Annotated in this window: 16 protein-coding genes; 5 read left to right on the forward strand and 11 right to left on the reverse strand. The window is 40.0% G+C overall.

What is annotated here, in order from left to right; translation table 11 throughout:
• Positions 1-27: 27 nt before the first annotated feature.
• The 6 genes from P6280_RS02330 to P6280_RS02355 form a co-directional block, all read right to left on the reverse strand.
• On the reverse strand, positions 28-495 hold the full coding sequence (locus P6280_RS02330) for an S-ribosylhomocysteine lyase (RefSeq protein WP_283236877.1): 468 nt from the start codon (positions 493-495) through the stop codon (positions 28-30).
• A gap of 34 nt (positions 496-529) precedes the next feature.
• Positions 530-1,672, reverse strand: coding sequence for a cystathionine gamma-synthase (locus P6280_RS02335; RefSeq protein WP_283236878.1), 1,143 nt, complete (start codon positions 1,670-1,672; stop codon positions 530-532).
• 20 nt (positions 1,673-1,692) lie between these two features.
• On the reverse strand, positions 1,693-2,610 hold the full coding sequence (locus tag P6280_RS02340; protein ID WP_283236879.1) for an O-acetylserine-dependent cystathionine beta-synthase: 918 nt from the start codon (positions 2,608-2,610) through the stop codon (positions 1,693-1,695).
• Between the two features lie 252 nt (positions 2,611-2,862).
• On the reverse strand, positions 2,863-4,725 hold the full coding sequence (gene dnaK, locus P6280_RS02345; protein WP_283236880.1) for a molecular chaperone DnaK: 1,863 nt from the start codon (positions 4,723-4,725) through the stop codon (positions 2,863-2,865).
• 30 nt (positions 4,726-4,755) lie between these two features.
• On the reverse strand, positions 4,756-5,331 hold the full coding sequence (gene grpE / locus P6280_RS02350; RefSeq protein WP_283236881.1) for a nucleotide exchange factor GrpE: 576 nt from the start codon (positions 5,329-5,331) through the stop codon (positions 4,756-4,758).
• Positions 5,331-6,161, reverse strand: coding sequence for an HrcA family transcriptional regulator (locus tag P6280_RS02355; protein WP_283236882.1), 831 nt, complete (start codon positions 6,159-6,161; stop codon positions 5,331-5,333). Before P6280_RS02355 ends, grpE begins: the two co-directional genes overlap by 1 nt.
• 228 nt (positions 6,162-6,389) lie before the next feature.
• Between P6280_RS02355 and P6280_RS02360 the strand changes: the two genes are divergently transcribed.
• Both P6280_RS02360 and P6280_RS02365 read left to right on the forward strand, forming a co-directional pair.
• Positions 6,390-7,019: a class II aldolase and adducin N-terminal domain-containing protein gene (locus tag P6280_RS02360; RefSeq protein WP_014535319.1), complete on the forward strand. Its 630-nt coding sequence runs from the start codon at positions 6,390-6,392 to the stop codon at positions 7,017-7,019.
• Between the two features lie 20 nt (positions 7,020-7,039).
• Entirely contained in the window at positions 7,040-7,336 is a 297-nt protein-coding gene (locus P6280_RS02365; RefSeq protein WP_283236883.1) for a hypothetical protein, read from the forward strand.
• A 25-nt stretch (positions 7,337-7,361) separates the two neighbouring features.
• Here P6280_RS02365 and P6280_RS02370 read toward each other — a convergent pair whose 3' ends face one another.
• Positions 7,362-9,245 (reverse strand): motility associated factor glycosyltransferase family protein, encoded by a 1,884-nt coding sequence (locus P6280_RS02370; RefSeq protein WP_283236884.1) that lies wholly within the window; start codon positions 9,243-9,245, stop codon positions 7,362-7,364.
• Between the two features lie 62 nt (positions 9,246-9,307).
• Positions 9,308-10,852: a flagellin B gene (locus tag P6280_RS02375; RefSeq protein WP_000009993.1), complete on the reverse strand. Its 1,545-nt coding sequence runs from the start codon at positions 10,850-10,852 to the stop codon at positions 9,308-9,310.
• A 165-nt stretch (positions 10,853-11,017) separates the two neighbouring features.
• Here P6280_RS02375 and topA point away from each other — a divergent pair, with 165 nt between their 5' ends.
• Positions 11,018-13,228 (forward strand): type I DNA topoisomerase, encoded by a 2,211-nt coding sequence (gene topA, locus P6280_RS02380; protein WP_283236885.1) that lies wholly within the window; start codon positions 11,018-11,020, stop codon positions 13,226-13,228.
• Entirely contained in the window at positions 13,221-14,147 is a 927-nt protein-coding gene (locus P6280_RS02385) for a radical SAM protein (protein ID WP_283236886.1), read from the forward strand. The genes topA and P6280_RS02385 overlap by 8 nt, the downstream gene beginning before the upstream one ends.
• 95 nt (positions 14,148-14,242) lie before the next feature.
• On the opposite strand, the gene P6280_RS02390 is transcribed toward P6280_RS02385, so the two are convergent.
• From P6280_RS02390 to ppsA, 3 genes are all read right to left on the reverse strand, one after another.
• Complete coding sequence (locus P6280_RS02390; RefSeq protein ID WP_283236887.1) at positions 14,243-15,394, reverse strand: DUF874 family protein; 1,152 nt, start codon at positions 15,392-15,394, stop codon at positions 14,243-14,245.
• Between the two features lie 282 nt (positions 15,395-15,676).
• Positions 15,677-16,852: a DUF874 family protein gene (locus tag P6280_RS02395; RefSeq protein ID WP_283236888.1), complete on the reverse strand. Its 1,176-nt coding sequence runs from the start codon at positions 16,850-16,852 to the stop codon at positions 15,677-15,679.
• Between the two features lie 98 nt (positions 16,853-16,950).
• The gene (gene ppsA, locus P6280_RS02400) at positions 16,951-19,389 is read right to left on the reverse strand and encodes a pyruvate, water dikinase (RefSeq protein ID WP_283236889.1); all 2,439 of its coding nucleotides are present in this window, start codon (positions 19,387-19,389) and stop codon (positions 16,951-16,953) included.
• Positions 19,390-19,566: 177 nt separating this feature from the next.
• Between ppsA and P6280_RS02405 the strand changes: the two genes are divergently transcribed.
• Positions 19,567-19,698: a hypothetical protein gene (locus P6280_RS02405; RefSeq protein WP_001871589.1), complete on the forward strand. Its 132-nt coding sequence runs from the start codon at positions 19,567-19,569 to the stop codon at positions 19,696-19,698.
• Positions 19,699-19,710: the final 12 nt, after the last annotated feature.

Below are 19,710 nucleotides of genomic sequence, written 5' to 3' on the forward strand. Positions count from 1 at the left end.
AAGAGTAAAAACCATTCCCCCCACCAATCAAACCCCCACTTCAGGCCACTCAGCGCGTTTGTCTAAAAAAGCGCGTGCTAAATTCTTAGCGCCCTCTAAAGTGTGGTTAGCCGCCCAACCGCATTGCTTTTCATTGCTGGCAGGCACTTCTGTAGCCTTTAACACATCTTGCATCGTCTTTTCTAAAACCTCTAAAATCTCTGTGTAATTGTCATGGTTTAACACCGTGAGATAAAATCCCGTTTGGCAACCCATAGGCGACCAATCCACAACATAACTGGCGTGGTTACGGATAATCTCAGCGACTAAATGCTCTAAAGAGTGCAAGCTTGGCATGTCCATGTGATCTTTGTTGGGCTGTTTGAGACGCACATCGTATTTGACAATCAAATCCCCATTAACGCCCTTTTTGCGATCAGCGATACGCACATAAGGGGCTCTGACTTTGGTGTGATCCAAATTAAAACTCTCTACATTCATTTTTGGTGTTTTCATGTTTTTAACTCCTTTAGTTTATAAATGTTAAACTTTAGCCTATTTTAGCGAACGCTTGCTCTAAATCTTCTAACAAATCCTGTTCATGCTCAATCCCCACAGACAAGCGCACCAGACCATCTCTAATCCCGGCAGCTTCTCGTTGCGCTTTGGGGATACACGCATGGGTCATAAGCGCTGGAATCCCCACCAAACTTTCCACTCCGCCCAAACTCTCGCCTAAAATGAATAGCTTAAGGCTTTCTACAAAAGCAACCGCCTCGCTGTCATTTTTGAGAGTGAAAGAGAGCATCCCGCTAAAGCCACGCATCTGTTTTTTGGCCAGTTCGTGGTTAGGGTGAGCACTTAGACCCGGGTAATAAACCCTTTCCACTTTAGGGTGTTTTTCTAAAAACTCAGCCACGCAAAGGGCATTTTTTTGATGGGCTTCCATGCGCAATCCTAGCGTTTTAATCCCTCTTTGCAACAGCCAGCTGTCTTGAGGGCCTAAAACCCCACCGATAGCGTTTTGGAAAAAAGCGATCTCTTGGGCTAGCGCTTCATTATTAGTGGTTACAAGCCCAGCGACCACATCGCTATGCCCGCCCAAGTATTTGGTGCCACTATGCACCACAATATCCGCCCCCAAAAGAAGCGGGTTTTGGCAATAGGGGGTGGCAAAGGTGTTATCCACGATAGTGAGCAAACCATGATCTTTAGCAACACTAGCGCATTGCGCTAAATCCGTGATTTTAAGCAAGGGGTTACTAGGGGTTTCCAAATAAAGGGCTTTGGTGTTGGGCTTGATAGCCTTTTTAATTTGGGATATATCGCTAGTGTCTATAATGGTGCAAGAAAGGTCGTTTTTGACAAGCACTTTATTGAACAAGCGAAAAGTCCCCCCATAGACATCATCGCCTAATAACACATGATCGCCTGATTGCAAGAGGGAAAAAACGGCGTGGATCCCAGCTAGTCCAGAGGCAAAAGCAAACCCCTTAACCCCCCCTTCTAAATCGGCGATAAGTTCTTCTAAAGCAAAGCGTGTGGGGTTGCCTGATCGAGAGTATTCATAGCCCTTATGGCGGCCTATGGCGTCTTGGCGGTAGGTGGAAGTTTGATAAATAGGCACGCTCACCGCCCCGGTTGTTGCGTCCTCACTAATACCCCCATGGATTAATTTTGTTTGCATGTGCATGATTTTTCCTTTTGATGAATTTATAAATAAATACCTTTTGAGAGATAACGATCGGCAACATCTGGGAAAATGGTTAAAACCTGGCTGCCTTCTGGGAGGCGTTGCGCTTCTTTCAATGCTGCTACAAAAGCTGCCCCGCTAGAGCTCCCCACTAATAAGCCGTTTTTCTTGGCTAACTCCCTAGTGTAGCTAAAACCCTCTTCATCTGAAATCGTTTCAAAGCCATCAATATCCAAGTTTGCAAAAAAAGGAGGGATAAACTCCACGCCAATGCCCTCAATCTCATGAGGGCCAGGCTCTCCCCCATTCAAAATAGAACCCTCCGGCTCCACCCCAATCAAGCGAATAGCAGGAATGCGTTCTTTCAAATACCTAGCCGTGCCCGCAAAAGTGCCACCACTCCCTATCCCGGCTACAAAGCTCGTAAGCCCTACGCCTAATTCTTGGACAATCTCAGGGGCTAGGGTGTGGTAGTAAGTGGCGGGATTATCAGGGTTTTCAAATTGCAAGGGCAAATAGCTATCAGGGATACTTTCGGCTAACTCTTTACTTTTTTTAATGGCACCAGAAATCCCCTCGCTAGTAGGCGTGTTGATCACTTTAGCCCCCAAAGCCCTCATGATTTGCTGTTTTTCTGTGCTGAATTTTTCCGGGACAACAAAGATGGTTTTTAGGTGGTGCTTGAGTGCTACTAAAGCTAGAGCGATGCCGGTATTGCCTGCGGTAGGCTCAATGATGGTTGTTTTAGAAGTGATTTTACCCGTTTTAAACCCTTCTTCTATAAGATATTGGCCTAAGCGATCTTTAACGCTCCCTCCCGGGTTTAAATGCTCTAGTTTGGCGTAAATGGCGGACTTTGTGGGAATGGGGTAATCCTTGCTAGTGAATTTAAAAACGGGAGTGCGGCCTATGGCGTCTTGCATTGTGGTGATAATCATCATTCCTCCTATAACAATAACTCAATTTTGCGATTATGCCTAAACTCGTTAAATGGAATAAGTTTAGGATAAAATGTTAGCTTATTAAGATGGATCAAAAAACTATCGCTTGATTAAAATCAAGCTTTGGTATTTGGATTAAAAAACGCTTTGAGTGTTTTTTAGATTCTGCAATCAGTATCCCATTAATGAATATCAAAAAGCAAGCGGATTTAAAAAACCGCCCGCTTGAAAGAAGTTTTTAAAAGCGTTTCACTCCACTTCCGCATCAATCACATCGTCGTCTTTTTTCTTAGACTGCTCGGCGTTGTTTTTATTCGCCATGGCTTCGCCTAATTTTTGAGCCGCTTGCGCTAATAATTTTGTCTTGTCTTCAAGCTCAGCTTTAGTAGCATTATCGTTTTTGACGCACTCTTTAAGAGCGTTAATGGCGTTTTGAATCTCGTTAGCGTCGTTTTCATTCAAATTCGTTTTATGCTCATCAAGGCTCTTTTGGGTTTGGTGTGCCAAACTATCGGCATGGTTTCTCGCTTCAATCACTTCTTTTTTCCTAGCGTCTTCTTCTTTGTGCAATTCAGCGTCTTTAACCATTTTTTCAATTTCGCTATCAGACAACCCGCTAGAGCCAGAAATTTTAATCTCTTGGCTTTTACCGGTATTTTTATCTTGCGCTGACACGGTTAAAATCCCGTTAGCGTCAATATCAAAGGTTACTTCAATTTGCGGCACGCCTCTTGGAGCGGGCGCGATGCCTTGCAAATCAAATTTACCCAACGATTTATTATCCCTTGCTAATTCTCTTTCACCTTGTAAAACCATAATGGACACAGCGGGCTGGTTGTCTTCAGCGGTTGAGAACACTTGAGATTTTTTCGCCGGAATAGTTGTGCCTCTATCAATCACTTTAGTCATCACGCCCCCTAAAGTTTCAATCCCAAGGCTCAAAGGCGTAACATCTAATAAAAGCACATCTTTCACATCGCCTTTTAACACGCCCCCTTGAATGCTCGCGCCCACCGCCACGACTTCATCAGGATTGACGCTTTTATTCAACTCTTTGTTGATAAAGGCTTTCACCCTTTCTTGGACTTTAGGGATACGAGTGGAGCCACCCACCATCACCACTTCTGAAATCTCATTTTTAGTTAGCCCTGCGTCTTTGATCACGCTTCCAATTTTAGAAATCGTTTCTTCCACGAGATCTTCTGTCAAGCTTTCAAATTTAGCCCTAGTGAGTTTTTTAACCAAGTGTTTAGGCCCGGTAGCGTCTGCAGTGATAAAGGGCAAATTGATTTCAGTCTCCATCGCAGAGCTCAATTCTTTTTTAGCGTTTTCAGCCGCTTCTTTCAAGCGTTGTAACGCCATCACATCGTTTTTAATTTCAATACCCGTTTCGCTTTTAAACTCACTCGCTAAGAAATCAATCACACGATTGTCAAAATCATCGCCCCCTAAGAACGCATCGCCCCCTGTGGCTAAAACTTCTACAACATTATCGCCTGTTTCTAAAACGGTAACATCAAAAGTCCCCCCACCCAGATCATAAACCATGATTTTTTCGCTCTCTTTTTTATCCAAGCCATAAGCTAACGCCGCGCTTGTAGGCTCATTGATGATCCTTAAAACATTAAGCCCTGCAATCGTGCCGGCTTCTTTAGTCGCTTTCCTTTGGCTGTCGTTAAAATAAGCCGGAACCGTGATAACCGCTTCAGTAACGCTCTCGCCTAAATAACTTTCAGCGTCTTCTTTGAGCTTCATTAAAATTTTGGCTGAAATCTCTTGAGGGGTATAAACTTTACCCGAAATCTCAATCGCGCAAGCCCCATTCCTATCCACAATTTTATAAGGCAAGCGTTTTTCGGCTTCTTTAGCCTTATCTTCATTAAACATCAAACCCATGATTCTTTTAATAGAATAAATGGTTTTTTCTGGGTTGGTTACCGCTTGTCTTTTGGCGCTCTCGCCCACTAAAATCTCGCCCTTATCCGTAAAGGCTACAATAGAAGGAGTGGTGTTTTTACCCTCTTTATTAGCAATAATCTTTGCTTCATTGCCTTCATAAACCGCCATTGCGGAGTTGGTTGTCCCTAAATCAATTCCAATAACTTTTCCCATGTGTTATCCTTTCTTTTAAAATAAATGTTTTTAATCGTTTTTAGCAATGCTCACCATTGCCGGCCTCAAAACCCTACCCTTATACTTGTAGCCCTGTTGCAAAACTTGCACGATTTTTCCGTTTTCTTTTTCTTCGCTTTTGACTTGCATGATCGCATTGTGGAAATTGGGATCAAATTCTTCTAAGCATTCAATCCCCTCAATGCCATGCCTTGCCAAAACTTCATGCAACTTTTCCATCGTAAGCTCCAAGCCCTTGGTTAAAGCGCTCTCTTTATCCACTTCTATAGCGCTTCTATGAGCCCCAAGAAGCGCATCAATCACCGGCAATAGATCCAATGCGATTTTTTCATACGCATACTCTAACGCCATGCTCTTGTCTCTTTCTAAGCGCTTTTTCACATTTTCAAAATCCGCATGCACCCTTAAGTATTTTTCGTGCATTTCTTGGTATTTAAGCTCAAAATCTTCCTTGATCTCGCATTCTTTTTCGCTCGCTTCTTGCATTTCTTCACCTTGTTGTTCGTTGCAAGCGCAAGCCTTTTCGCAAGATCCTGGCTCTTTTTGGCTTAAATGATCGTGTTCTTGGTTGTGTTCATCTTTCATTATTCCTCCTTAGAAATAGTTTGAAAAAACCCTTCATAATCGCATTCCAATTTCCCCACGCAAAGCAGTTGCATCCGCTTGTTTTGAAATTCTATAGGGCGTGTTACTAGCATGCAATCAGGCTCTATAAAATGCAAAGGCTTTTTCAAACGCTCTAAAACTTTACCCCCTAAAATGTCAAAAAATAAAGGGCTGTTTAAAAGCGTTTTTAACCCCATTAGATTAAAGCGTGTGATTTGCGTGTTGGAATACTCCAAACGCTCTAATTGCCTAGCCAAACTCAACGCATTGACAGAAGCAGCGATTGAGCGCACTTCTTTAACGCTTCTACCCACAAGCTCTAATAAAAAGTTCTCCATTTTAACGCTGTAACCTAGCGTGCAAGAAAACGCCAAAAAGTCCAAAATCAAAAAGCGTTTTTCGCACTCAATGACTCTTTCTAAACGCTCCAAACTGGGTTTTTTTAACAGCGTAAAAAGCCCAAAATTTTCACTCGCGCTTTTTAGGCGTTTTTCATTTACCTTTAAAACTTCAAAGCGCAACGACTTTTGCCAATAGTTTTCAAACGCCTTAAAAGTGGGCAATCTAGCACCGCTAGAATGGGCTTGATAAAGCATGCCCTCTTTAGAAAGGGTTTGAAAATAATTTCTGATCGTCGCGCAAGATATTTTCAAGTTTGCCAACTCTTTTAGGCGTTTAGAGCTAATGGGTTCTAAAATCTGCAGATAGGTTTTAACAAACGCATCTAACAAACTCTCTTTTTTATCCAAATTAGAACCTACTTTAATTCTTCTTAACATCATTATTTGAAAAATCTCGTCAATCACCATTCTTGATGAAAGAACTCTCGCATTATAGCATAAAAAGTTAATAATCTATCACTTGTTTTAAAAAAGTGATAAAAATTACCCGATTTTTCTTTAAAGTTTAGTCTGTATCACTAAATTTATTTACTAGTATTAAATTAGGATTTTTTATAGAGTTAATTTAATTTTAACGATCCCCTAACTTATGCCCCCTATTAGACAAAACTGACAAAACTTGTTATCATACTAAACATGAACACACACACAAGAGGTATTGACAGCAATCTGATTCATTCGCTCCAAAGCATTTCATTATCCATGTTTAGAAAGGGTTTTTTTGGGCTTTATCAAGGCTCTATTTCAGCGCGCATTGGCACGAATCAATTTGTGATCAATAAAAGAAACGCTGTTTTTGATCAATTGAATGAAAACACCTTGTTGGTTTTGCATGACAAAATAGATTATCGCTGGAAAGAAGCGAGCCTGGATTCGCCCATTCATGCGAGCGTGTATAGGGAGTTTTTGGACGCTAAATTCATCGCTTATGCGCGCCCTCCTTATAGTTTGGCGTATTCCTTGCGCCACAACCGATTGCTCCCTAGGGATTATTTAGGGTATCGTTCTTTGGGCGAAGAAATTTCCATTTTTAACCCCAAAGACTATGACAGCTGGCAAGAAAGAGCGGATACAGAAATTTTACGCCAACTGCAAGAGAGCAAAAAATATTTTGTTTTCATTAAGGGGTGTGGGATTTTTGCCTACCACAGGGAGCTTTCTAAACTCATGGAAGTTTTTGATTTGATTGAAAACTCATGCAAGGTTTTACGACTGGGCGATTTAATGGATTATTGCTATAATGATGATCCACGATTGAGCGTGTAAAAAACTAAAAAGGATAAAACATGACCATCAACACCCATTACACCCCTAATTTCACACAGCTCCAAACCCTAAACAATATCAATAACGACGCAACCATAAAGGACAGGAATCAAGTAGAGCAAGATTTACAACAAAGCAGCGTTCAAAATGGTTTCAGCCAAGATAATACGCAAAACGCCCCTGATTTTGACAGGTTACAAGCTTTAAACGCTATCAATAACGACGGCGAGATTAAAGATAAATCCCAAGTTGTAAAAAACCTTGTTGGTGGCGAAAATACCCCTGAAATTTATTCCAGCCTAGACACATACGCCTAAAGACATATGTATTTAAAAGGGGGTTTTACCATTCTTTTAAAGCCATTTTGATCGCTTCAATCACGCAATCAATCCCACCCGCTAAACTAAAAAGCCAGTATTTGTGCGCGTAAATGTATTCTAATTGCTTAGCCCTTAATTCGTCTTCATTATTCGTTTTTTTACACACGATTTCAGCGATATGCAATTCCTGGTGGAAGATGTAAGATTGTATCGCATCCATAAAATACGAATTGAATTGCTTGTCATCAAAAAGCTCTTTAATATTATCAATTTCAGCGCTCAAATTTTCTAATTTTTTAAAATCCAACTCTTCTAATTTTTTTTCTTCATGAAGCTTTTCCACTTCTTCTAAAAATGGTGCCACTTTCAAAAACACTTCTTCAACTTGAGTTTTTTTCTCATTGGCGTATTGGATGATCTCTTCGCATTTTTGTTTAGCGATCTTTAAGTTTTTAGCCTGTTCTGATTGGGTGGGATAAATAAGATTGATAGGAGGCTTTGGCTTGGATTTGTCTATTTTTTCGCACACTTCTTTAAAGGGCATTTCTTTAGTCCCTTTGATCCTAGCCCCCCCTTCAGTAGCGTTAATGACTTCTAATTTATAGGGCGTGTTAAAAATATCTTTTTCAAAAAATTCTAAGAAAAGTTTCCACACTAAAGTGGTTTCTACTTCCCCGTTACCCCCATATTTTTCTGTAAAGATCTTGTCTTTATCTTTTTTAGGCTTGATCTCTCTATCGCCATAAATCGCCCCACTAGCGTGGCTGTTACCGCTTTGTGAAAAGCTCAAATCTTGCCCGATAAACACGCATCTTTTGAAACGAGAATGCACCACTAATTCATACGCCATGTTCGCTGCGCTCATGCCTATGCCCACATAGCCATACTGGTGCAAACCAAAAAGGTTGGTATAACCAAAGGGGCGGAAACTGAATTGTTTAACCCCCTTTTTAATCGCTTGAATCAATCGTTTATGCACAATGGAAGTCAGAGCAAAAATAACGCCTTCTTGAAAATCTAAGGGGGTTTCTTCGTAAAATTTCGCCGTTAAATCCACCCTTTCTAAAGACAGCACAATATCAGGCTTGATACCGGCTTTAGCCAAAATAGGGAAAGAAGCGTCTATACAAAAAAGCGTGGCGTAGGGAGCGATTTCTTTTAAAAGGGGGAGTTGCTTGTTCAAACTGGGCCCGGTTGAAACAATAATAGCGGTATCTCTGTTTTTTAAAGTGTTCACAAAATCCACTAAACTAGGGCTTTTGATGACTTCAGGCAAATTAGCGGCATGCTGTTTGATGCCTATAAGCGCATCTTTAGCGTCATTGCCTACGCTAATAGCGCCATGCTCTAAAGCGCGCGTGAAATGCTGGTTGATTTCTATCATTTGATGAGAGTATCGTTCATAATAAGCGTTAAAAAGTTTTAAATCATACATTCTTGCGTATAAACGAGACTTTTTATCCATATCAAATAATGAAGCGATCATGTTGTAATTACAAAAAGCCGCATGCAATAAGATCAAACGATTTTCTAAAATCTCAGTGGAAAAATCCAAGAGATTCAGCACAATGAAAATAACCTCTATTTCAGGCTCAATGACCACCAAGCGCTTTAAATTTTCATTGCCTAAAAGCAAGCGATAAAACACCCCATTACCCAAACCAAAATAATACAAATAAGGATAAAGCATGTAAATTTCGCTATTTTTGTATAGCTCTAAGCTTGAATCTAGCGGGCTTTTTTCAAATAAGGGCGTGTTTGTTTCTTTATCTAATAGATTGAAATTCGCACTATCATTCCCTAAAAACACTTCGTATTTTTTGTTTTCTTCAATGGCTTTGAGTTGTGCGAACAAGAGAGGGTCTTTTTTAAAAAGAGCTTGCAAGTTTTTTTGATAAATATCCATCATTCTAACTTATAAAAATAACTGATAAAAAGGGCTAACGCCCCCTTGGATTAAAAGGGCTGTTATTGTAAAAGCCTTAAGACATTCTGTTGCACCGCATTCGCTTGCGCCATAGCAAAACTCCCGCTTTGCGCCAAAATATTGTATTTAGAAAAGTTCGCGCTCTCTTCAGCAAAATCCACATCTCTGATTTGAGATTCAGCCGCTTTAACATTCACTTGGGTTACAGAAATATTATTGATGGTTGTAACCAATTCCATTTGCACCGAACCCATATCCGAGCGGATCTTGTCTAATTGCGTGCGCGCTGAATCCGCCATATCCATCACAATCATCGCCCCTTTAAGGCTTGTTACCCCAGCCCCTATACCTTGAGAATTGGTTTCAGCTTGCGCGCCATTAGCGTTCGCTCCAGCTGCTGAAGCCACATTCGCATCAAAAATGCCCCTAACCGCTCTCAAATTCACGGTGTATTCTGCCACCCCTTGAGCGGAATGAAAGCCCACATGGCTAAAATTCACACCACTAACGATAATGTCTCTAGCGTCGGTCCTGGTCAAAGTTAAGCGCCCAATAACCGCATGCTGTGTCCCAGAAATCCCTGCAAAATTCCCTCCCCCAAAAACCTGACCGCTCGCGCTCGTTGCATGCACAGAAATCGCGCGTCCGTCAATGGAGTGCAAATTAATGCGCCCTTGAATATCCAAGCTCGCTTCCACGCCGGTCCTGTCTTTGACGGAGTTTATCGCATTAATCAATCTCCCATCAGCGTCGTTCTTATGCACATCATTCACGGTCCCAATTTCTACGCCATTAATGGTAAGATCTTTCACGGTTCCTGATTGCACGGGAGTGCCACCGGTAGCCATGACATTATAAGAAGCCCTAACGCCTAAAGTGTTAGAAAAACGATTGATGATTTCGCTTAACGCTCCGATCCCAGTGCCAGCGCTTGTAGAAATGCGCACGGTTTCAATCTTGTAATCATTCACGCCATTGACTTGTTTGAAATTCAATCCCACTTCAGTCAAGTTTTGCGCCGCCGCACTAGCGAGCATGCCTTCAGCGCTAAAAGAAGAGGTTTCCATGCGCACATGCCCAATTTTATCCGAACTCGTGGAACCAATAGACGCTTTAACCGTGGTGTTAGAATACGCGCCAATTTGAAATTCTTTGTTAGAAAAACTTCCTGAAAGCATTTGTTGGCCATTAAAGCTTGTGGTGTTAGCGATATTGTCTAGTTCTTCTAACAACCTTTGAATATCGCTTTGGAGCGCTTTTCGGCTTTCTAAAGTTTGCCCGTCTTGAGCGGCTTGAACGGCTTTGGTTTTAATGGTGTCTAAGATTTTGATTTGCTCATCCATCGCCTTATCTGCGGTTTGAACCATACCAATAGCGTCATTAGCGTTGCGGATCGCTTGACCCAAATTCGCGCTTTGACTCCTTAAGCTATCAGCGATCGCCATCCCACTAGAATCGTCAGCGGCTTTATTGATCCTAAGCCCTGAGCTTAACTTTTCAAGCGAGCTTGAAAGGTCTCTATTGTTTTGAACCCCTACCGCATGAGAAGTTAAAGCGGCGATATTGGTATTTATCCTAAAACTCATGTTTGCATCCTTTGCATAGATATTTGCTGTTATTCAAGCAAAGGGTGTTCCAACTCTTTGATTTTTAGCGCTGTTATGGGTTTTATGGTTTAATAGGGCGTTTAGTCAAAATTCTATGCTACAATCATTCATTAATAGGTATAAACATTTCATTAAAGGCGTTCCATGAAGCACCTTATTATTGTAGAGTCCCCCGCAAAAGCCAAAACCATTAAAAATTTTTTGGATAAAAATTACGAAGTCATCGCCTCTAAAGGGCATGTTAGGGATTTATCCAAATTCGCTTTAGGCATTAAGATTGATGAAACAGGCTTCACTCCTAATTATGTCGTGGATAAAGACCATAAAGAGCTTGTCAAACAGATCATAGAGCTTTCTAAAAAGGCATCTACCACCTACATCGCTACCGATGAAGACAGAGAAGGGGAAGCGATAGGCTATCATGTGGCGTGCTTGATTGGGGGGAAATTAGAGAGCTATCCTAGGATTGTTTTTCATGAGATCACGCAAAATGCGATTTTAAACGCTCTAAAAACCCCACGACAAATTGACATGTCAAAAGTCAATGCCCAACAAGCCAGACGCTTTTTGGATCGGATCGTGGGGTTTAAGCTCAGCTCGTTGATTTCATCAAAAATCACTAAAGGTTTGAGTGCTGGGCGGGTGCAAAGTGCAGCTTTAAAGCTTGTGATTGATAAAGAGAGGGAGATCAAAGCCTTTAAGCCTTTAACCTACTTCACGCTAGACGCTTATTTTGAGTCGCATTTAGAAGCGCAACTCATTAGCTATAAGGGCAACAAACTCAAAGCCCAAGAGCTTATTGATGGAAAAAAAGCTCAAGAGATTAAAAACGAATTAGAAAAAGAAAGCTATACTATTTCTAGTATTATTAAAAAATCTAAAAAATCCCCCACACCGCCCCCTTTCATGACTTCTACTTTACAGCAAAGCGCTTCCAGTCTTTTAGGCTTTTCGCCCACAAAAACCATGAGCATCGCTCAAAAATTGTATGAAGGCGTAGCCACCCCGCAAGGGGTTATGGGGGTGATCACTTACATGAGGACCGATAGCTTGAATATCGCTAAAGAAGCTTTAGAAGAAGCGAGGAATAAGATTTTAAAAGACTATGGCAAAGACTACTTACCCCCTAAAGCCAAAGTCTATTCCAGCAAGAATAAAAACGCCCAAGAAGCCCATGAAGCGATCAGGCCCACCTCTATTGTTTTAGAGCCAAACGCTTTAAAAGACTACCTTAAGCCTGAAGAATTAAAGCTCTATACCTTAATTTACAAACGCTTCTTAGCTTCTCAAATGCAAGACGCTCTTTTTGAAAGCCAAAGCGTGGTTGTGGCTTGCGAAAAAGGCGAGTTTAAAGCCAGTGGCAGAAAACTCCTTTTTGATGGCTATTATAAAATTTTAGGCAATGACGATAAGGACAAATTGCTCCCCAATTTGAAAGAAAACGACCCCATTAAATTAGAAAAACTAGAGAGCAACGCCCATGTTACAGAACCTCCAGTGCGCTATTCAGAAGCGAGCTTGATTAAAGTTTTAGAAAGTTTAGGCATAGGCAGGCCTAGCACCTACGCCCCAACGATTTCCCTCTTACAAAACAGAGACTACATCAAGGTAGAAAAAAAGCAAATCAGCGCTTTAGAGAGCGCTTTTAAGGTGATGGAAATTTTAGAAAAGCATTTTGAAGAAATCGTGGATTCCAAATTCAGCGCTTCTTTAGAAGAGGAACTGGACAATATCGCTCAAAATAAAGCCGACTATCAGCAAGTCTTAAAGGACTTTTACTACCCTTTTATGGATAAAATTGAAGCCGGGAAAAAGAATATCATCTCTCAAAAAGTGCATGAAAAAACCGGCCAATCATGCCCTAAATGCGGTGGGGAATTGGTCAAAAAAAATAGCCGTTATGGGGAGTTTATCGCTTGCAATAATTACCCTAAATGCAAATATGTCAGACAAACTGAAAGCGCCAATGATGGAGCCAAGCAAGAATTGTGCGAAAAATGCGGTGGGGAAATGGTGCAAAAATTCAGCAGAAACGGGGCGTTTTTAGCTTGCAACAACTACCCTGAATGCAAAAACACCAAATCGTTAAAAAACACCCCTAACGCAAACGAAATAATAGAAGGCGTGAAATGCCCAGAATGCGGGGGGGATATTGCCTTAAAAAGGAGCAGAAAAGGCTCGTTTTATGGCTGCAACAATTACCCTAAATGCCGTTTTTTATCCAACCATAAGCCCATCAACAAGCGTTGTGAAAAATGCCATTATTTGATGAGTGAAAGAATCTATCGCAAAAAAAAGGCGCATGAATGCATCCAATGCAAAGAGCGCGTGTTTTTAGAGGAAGATGATGGCTAAAGAAAATCCGCCTGTCGTTTTTGGGCCTGTTTTATCCAGGCGTTTTGGGAAGTCTTTGGGCGTGGATCTATCGCCCTCTAAAAAACAATGCAATTACAATTGCATTTATTGCGAGTTGGGTAAAGCCAAGCCCATTGAACGCATGGAAGAAGTGATCAAAGTGGAAACCTTGATTAACGCCATTCAAAACGCCCTAAACAACCTTGCTACCCCCATTGATGTTTTAACCATTACCGCCAATGGCGAACCCACTCTATACCCTCATTTATTAGAGCTTATCCAAAGCATCAAGCCTTTTTTAAAGGGTGTTAAAACTTTGATTTTAAGCAACGGCTCACTATTTTATGAGCCAAAAGTCCAGCAAGCCTTAAAGGAATTTGACATCGTTAAATTTTCTTTAGACGCTATTGATTTGAAAGCCTTTGAAAGAGTGGATAAGCCCTATTCTAAAGACATTAACAAGATTTTAGAAGGGATTTTGAGCTTTTCTCAAATTTATCAAGGGCAACTGGTGGCTGAGGTGCTGTTAATTAAGGGCGTGAATGATAGCGCGAACAACTTAAAACTCATCGCTGACTTTTTAAAAAAAATCAATACCGCTAGAGTGGATTTAAGCACCATAGACAGGCCCTCAAGCTTTAAAGCCCCTAAATTGAGCGAAGATGAATTGTTAAAATGCTCTTTATTTTTTGAAGGGCTTTGCGTGAGTTTGCCTAAACGATCCATTGCTCAAGCCAAAAAATTGATTTCTTGCGGTATAGACGAATTGCTCGCTTTAATTTCCAGGCGCCCTTTAAGCGCAGAAGAAGCCCCCCTAATACTAGATCCTAACGCTTTTAAGCATCTAGAAACTTTATTAAACCATAAGCAAATTACGATTAAAAAAGTCGGCTCTTTGGAGTTTTATTGTGCGTTTTAACCTCCATTTGTAACCTATTACCAAATAACGCCACAATACCATAAAAAACGATCTCAAAAGCCGACAGATAATTAAAAACTTAATGTTTTTAACCGCTACACCCTTTTACTATAACCATAACCCACTTTTTCTACTTTTTTCTCGGTATTAGCAATTACTTTTATTTCTTTATTAATATCAGCAAATATTTTTTGAACGAACAAAAGGCTTTGAGAGGCTGAAAGGTTGGCTTGTGGGTATGGTTTTACATTCCTCATTTCAAGCATTTTAGCTTGAGCTTTAGAGCGTATTTTCAGGTTTTCGTTTTGCCATTCTTCTGCAACCTTAAAATCTCTAGGGTCTAGCTCTAAATAAGCGATAGAACTTGGTTTATAAAAATTCACTTGTTTAGCGATAGCTTTTTGTGAATAGGGCAGAGATTCTAGCTCTTTTTGCAAATAAGCGATAAGCTCTTGCGCTTTTGATCCTCTTTGAGAGTGGGGTTGTTTAGGGTTTGGAAGGTGTTTTGGCTGGATAGGGGTTTGATTGGTTTTTGCAGGTTTAGGGGTTTTGCATTCAGCTTCTACTTCTATAGCAATACCACCCTTAATTCCTAATTTTTTAATAAAGAATTGACTATGATTTTCTTGGCAATTTTGTTCTGCTTTTTTAACCAAATCTTTCTGTGTGTTGTTTGTCTTTTGTTTTTCTTGTTCTGTCTTTTGTTTTTCTTGTTCTGTCTTTTGTTTTTCTTGTTCTACTTTTATTTGATTGTTAGTCTCTATATTGCTTGTCTTTTGTTTTTCCTGTTCTGTCTTTTGTTTTTCCTGTTCTGTCTTTTGTTTTTCTTGTTCTGTCTTTTGTTTTTCTTGTTCTGTCTTTTGTTTTTCCTGTTCTAGTTCTATCCCACTCTTGTTCGCTCTATCCCTAGCGTTTTCAGCTTCCTTTTGAGCTTGAGCCACTTCTTTTTTGGATTGGTCATCAGCAAAACACACATTCATAAGCATGGTTGTTATCGTTGCTACACCTATTGCTGAATTAAACCATGAGTTAGGATGCGTTTTTAAATAATCATCCGCAGTCTTAACATTCCCACATATCCAATCGCTTTTTTTAATTTGTTTTTTTATTGAGTCTTTTATCGCTTCCCAAAAAGTAATCCCCATTATAGACACTCCCACATTCTTAAAAACTTTCTTTTCTTTTGCCGTTTTCACTAATTTCATCATCATTGTTGCAAGCATTACTAAAACTCTTATAACAGGCATTTAAATCCTTTCAAAAAACAATCTTACCCATCAAGATCTTATTATTGTAGTATATATAGTCATATTTAATCGCTATTAAACAATTGGTTTGAAAAATTGTAAGGGTCAATCCAATCAGATTTTTCTAATCCATTCCAATAAAACTTGATACAAGTTTTCTTTATACCCAAACTCACGCCCTTTTAAAGGGAGCAAGCTAATAAGCGATTTTTCTATGGCAAGAAACTGACTGATGCCTCCTAGAATATAAAAACGATTTTATGGTGTTCTTATTTCTTATGCCTACACCCTTTTACTATAACCATAACCCACTTTTTCTGCTTTCTTTTCAGTATTAGCCGCTACTTCTATTTCTTTATTAATATCAGCAACGATGTTTTGAAGGATTGAAAAGCTTTGAGAGGCTGAAAGGTTGGCTTGTGGGTATGGTTTTACATTCCTCATTTCAAGCATTTTAGCTTGAGCTTTAGAGCGTATTTTCAGGTTTTCGTTTTGCCATTCTTCTGCAACCTTAAAATCTCTAGGGTCTAGCTCTAAATAAGCGATAGAACTTGGTTTATAAAAATTCACTTGTTTAGCGATAGCTTTTTGTGAATAGGGCAGAGATTCTAGCTCTTTTTGCAAATAAGCGATAAGCTCTTGCGCTTTTGATCCTCTTTGAGAGTGGGGTTGTTTAGGGTTTGGAAGGTGTTTTGGCTGGATAGGGGTTTGATTGGTTTTTGCAGGTTTAGGGGTTTTGCATTCAGCTTCTACTTCTATAGCAATACCACCCTTAATTCCTAATTTTTTAATAAAGAATTGACTATGATTTTCTTGGCAATTTTGTTCTGCTTTTTTAACCAAATCTTTTTGTTCTTTAACCAAATCTTTCTGTTCTTTAACCAAATCTTTCTGTTCTTTAACCAAATCTTTTTGTTCTTTAACCAAATCTTTCTGTTCTTTAACCAAATCTTTCTGTTCTTTAACCAAATCTTTCTGTTCTTTAACCAAATCTTTCTGTATATTGCTTGTCTTTTGTTTTTCTTGTTCTGTCTTTTGTTCTTCTTGTTCTGTCTTTTGCTTTTCTTGTTCTAGTTCTATTTGTTTATCAATATCACCAGCGCTACAAGCAGCTAATAATAAACTTGTCGCTATGGTTAATCCTGAATACTTCCACCAATTGATTTGATTCTCTTTTTCAGCTTGTTTGGATTTATCCTGGACTTTATCGTCTAATTCTTTCGCTTTCTTGCATGCAACATGGGTTAATACTACTAATGCCGCACTGCTTTTCTCGGGATGTTTTTTTATAAGTTCTCTAACTTTCTTTACAATTTTTGTAAAAAACCCACCAATTGATCTGAACATATTTTTAATAGCACCCACTCGTTTAAAATGAGTCTCTTTATTTGCCTTTGTGTTAGCTGTCTCTGCGTTTTTGCCAACTTTATTTGTTCTTCCTATTTTCACTGATTCCATTACCAACCTTTTTTTTAAAAACAATCTTACCCATCAAAACTATATCAATGGAAACCAATACGAAAAAATCCACTCAAGTTAGATCAACCCCTTCATTATCAACGCGCAGTTAAGCTATGGTCTTTCAATTCTTTTTCTAACTTAGCTACAGCGTTCCAAGTGGGGATCACGCTATCAGGGTTTAAAGAAATGGAAGTGATGCCCTCTTTGACTAAAAACTCTGTTACTTCAGGGTAATCGCTTGGGGCTTGCCCGCAAATCCCGCAATATTTGTTGTGCCTTTTACAAGCTTCAATCGCTTTTTTAAACATTTTTAGCATCGCTTCATTTCTTTCATCAAAGACATGGCTGACTAATTCGCTGTCTCTATCCACGCCTAAAGTGAGCTGGGTTAAATCATTAGAGCCAATAGAAAAGCCATCAAACAAGCTTAAGAAATCATCAGCCAGAATGACATTCACCGGTAATTCGCACATGATATAGATTTCAAGCCCGTTTTTACCGGATTCTAGATTGTTTTTTCTTAAGATTTCTAAGACTTTTTTACCCTCTTCAATGGTTCGCAAAAAGGGGATCATCACTTTCATGTTCGTCAAGCCCATTTCTTCTCTCACTAACGCTAAGGCTTCACACTCCCACGAAAACGCTTCATTATAGCTCTCTGAATAATACCGACTAGCCCCCCTATAGCCAAGCATGGGGTTTTCTTCATTAGGCTCATAGCTAGAGCCGCCAAGCATGCGCATGTATTCATTGGATTTGAAATCGCTCGTCCTTACAATGACAGGTTTAGGGTAAAACGCTGCGCTGATCATGCCAATGCCTTCAGCGATTTTTTTTACAAAAAAATCTTTAGGGTTAGCATAGCCTGCCATAAGGTTTTCAATTTCATTTTTTTCTTTCACGCTTTTTTTGTGGTGCAAATCCACTAAAGCTAAGGGGTGGGCTTTGATTTGATTTAAAATAATCATTTCCATTCTGGCCAGCCCTACGCCGTGATTAGGGAGCTGAGAAAAACCAAAGGCTTTTTCAGGGTTTCCAATATTGATATAAATTTTTGTTTGAGTTTCTTGCATGTTAGAAAGCTCCACCCTTTCAATTTCATGCTCATAAATGCCCGCATACACATAGCCCTCTTCGCCCTCAGCACAAGAAACCGTGATTTCCATGCCGGTATAAAGGCTATCCGTCGCTCCGCTCACCCCAACAATGGCTGGCACGCCAATTTCTCTCGCCACAATAGCGGCATGGCAAGTGCGCCCTCCACGATTGGTGATAACCGCGCTCGCTTTTTTCATGCAAGGCTCCCAGTCTGGGTCGGTGTTATCCGTAACTAAAATTTCGCCCTCTTTAAAAGAATTCATGTGTTCCAAATCATTGATGATACGCACTTTCCCTGAGCCAATTTTACTCCCAATCGCTCTGCCTTGTAAGATAATCTCTTTCTTTTCGTTAGGGTTTTTGAATTTGAATTTTTCAAAGACTTGACTTTCTTCTTTGGTTTTTTGGCTTTGAACGGTTTCTGGGCGCGCTTGAACGATAAAGATTTCCCCGCTATCGCCATCTTTAGCCCATTCTATATCCATAGGGCGGTATTGTTTGGCTTCTTTAGAGTAATGTTTTTCAATTTCAATGGCGTATTTGGCTAAAATCAGCACATCTTCATCGCTCAACGAAAAGGATTGGCATTCTTTTTTGGTGGTTTTAATGTTTCTGGTGGGGTGTTCGCTACCCCTTGGAGCATAGACCATTTTTTGCGTTTTATTGCCGAGTTGGCGTTTGATAATGGGGCGTTTGTTTTGCTCTAAAGTGGGCTTAAACACATAAAATTCATCAGGGTTTATCGTGCCGCCCACCACATTTTCGCCTAACCCCCACGCTGAAGTGATAAACACCGCGTCTTTAAAACCGGTTTCGGTGTCAATAGAAAACATCACGCCCGCGCTGCCTTTATCTGCTCGCACCATTTTTTGCACCCCCACGCTTAGAGCGACTTTTAGATGATCAAACCCACGACTCGCTCTATAGCTAATCGCTCTATCGGTAAAAAGCGACGCTAAACAGGATTTGATATAGTGGATCAATTCTGTTTTACCCTTAATGTTTAAATAAGTGTCTTGCTGCCCGGCAAAAGAAGCGTCCGGCAAATCTTCTGCAGTAGCGGAGCTCCTTACAGCCACATCGGCTTCTTTCATGTTATATTGCTGGCTTAAAATTTCATAAGCTTGAAAAATCTCATCTCTTAAATCGCTAGGAAAAGGCGTGCCAAAAATAAGCTCTCTGATTTGTTTGGAGCGGATTTTTAACACATCAATTTCCGTGGCATCAACATTTTCTAAAAGCTCTATGATTTTTTGTTTAGCCCCCCCTTGCTCTAAAAGATACCAATACGCTTCGCTTGTGATCGCAAAGCCATCAGGCACTTTAATGCCAATAGGCACTAATTCTTGAAACATTTCACCAATGCTAGCGTTCTTGCCCCCAACCAGATTCACATTCTTATTGTTCAACTCTTTGAAAAACTTGATATATCGCACAAAACTCCCTTAAAATTATCATTAAGTTTCTTAAAACAAAAATATAATAATGATAGCATGATAGAGCTTTAGTTTTAGCTAGTTTGTATTACTAAGCTTTTTAATAAGGGGGTGTATTCTTTTTGGTTTATGATTTTATTGTATAATAAGCAGTATTTTTGAATAGAAAGGGTGTTTTTGTATAGGCGGTTATTATTGAATTTGTTTTGTATGGTATTTTTACAAGCGTGTTTGAAGCCTATGAGCGACCCTAAAGCTGAGAAAGTGGATTCGCAAGTGCAATGCGGGTTTGGCTCAAAAGATTGCTAAATTTTAAGGTTT

This window comes from Helicobacter sp. 219-2 (assembly GCF_030053225.1).
Lineage (GTDB): Bacteria > Campylobacterota > Campylobacteria > Campylobacterales > Helicobacteraceae > Helicobacter > Helicobacter pylori_C.

Bases quoted from the DNA above. Each gene is read 5' to 3' on its own strand.
- P6280_RS02330 (WP_283236877.1), bottom strand. From the start codon at position 495: ATGAAAACACCAAAAATGAATGTAGAGAGTTTTAATTTGGATCACACC.
- P6280_RS02335 (WP_283236878.1), bottom strand. From the start codon at position 1,672: ATGCACATGCAAACAAAATTAATCCATGGGGGTATTAGTGAGGACGCA.
- P6280_RS02340 (WP_283236879.1), bottom strand. From the start codon at position 2,610: ATGATTATCACCACAATGCAAGACGCCATAGGCCGCACTCCCGTTTTT.
- dnaK (WP_283236880.1), bottom strand. From the start codon at position 4,725: ATGGGAAAAGTTATTGGAATTGATTTAGGGACAACCAACTCCGCAATG.
- grpE (WP_283236881.1), bottom strand. From the start codon at position 5,331: ATGAAAGATGAACACAACCAAGAACACGATCATTTAAGCCAAAAAGAG.
- P6280_RS02355 (WP_283236882.1), bottom strand. From the start codon at position 6,161: ATGGTGATTGACGAGATTTTTCAAATAATGATGTTAAGAAGAATTAAA.
- P6280_RS02360 (WP_014535319.1), top strand. From the start codon at position 6,390: ATGAACACACACACAAGAGGTATTGACAGCAATCTGATTCATTCGCTC.
- P6280_RS02365 (WP_283236883.1), top strand. From the start codon at position 7,040: ATGACCATCAACACCCATTACACCCCTAATTTCACACAGCTCCAAACC.
- P6280_RS02370 (WP_283236884.1), bottom strand. From the start codon at position 9,245: ATGGATATTTATCAAAAAAACTTGCAAGCTCTTTTTAAAAAAGACCCT.
- P6280_RS02375 (WP_000009993.1), bottom strand. From the start codon at position 10,852: ATGAGTTTTAGGATAAATACCAATATCGCCGCTTTAACTTCTCATGCG.
- topA (WP_283236885.1), top strand. From the start codon at position 11,018: ATGAAGCACCTTATTATTGTAGAGTCCCCCGCAAAAGCCAAAACCATT.
- P6280_RS02385 (WP_283236886.1), top strand. From the start codon at position 13,221: ATGGCTAAAGAAAATCCGCCTGTCGTTTTTGGGCCTGTTTTATCCAGG.
- P6280_RS02390 (WP_283236887.1), bottom strand. From the start codon at position 15,394: ATGCCTGTTATAAGAGTTTTAGTAATGCTTGCAACAATGATGATGAAA.
- P6280_RS02395 (WP_283236888.1), bottom strand. From the start codon at position 16,852: ATGGAATCAGTGAAAATAGGAAGAACAAATAAAGTTGGCAAAAACGCA.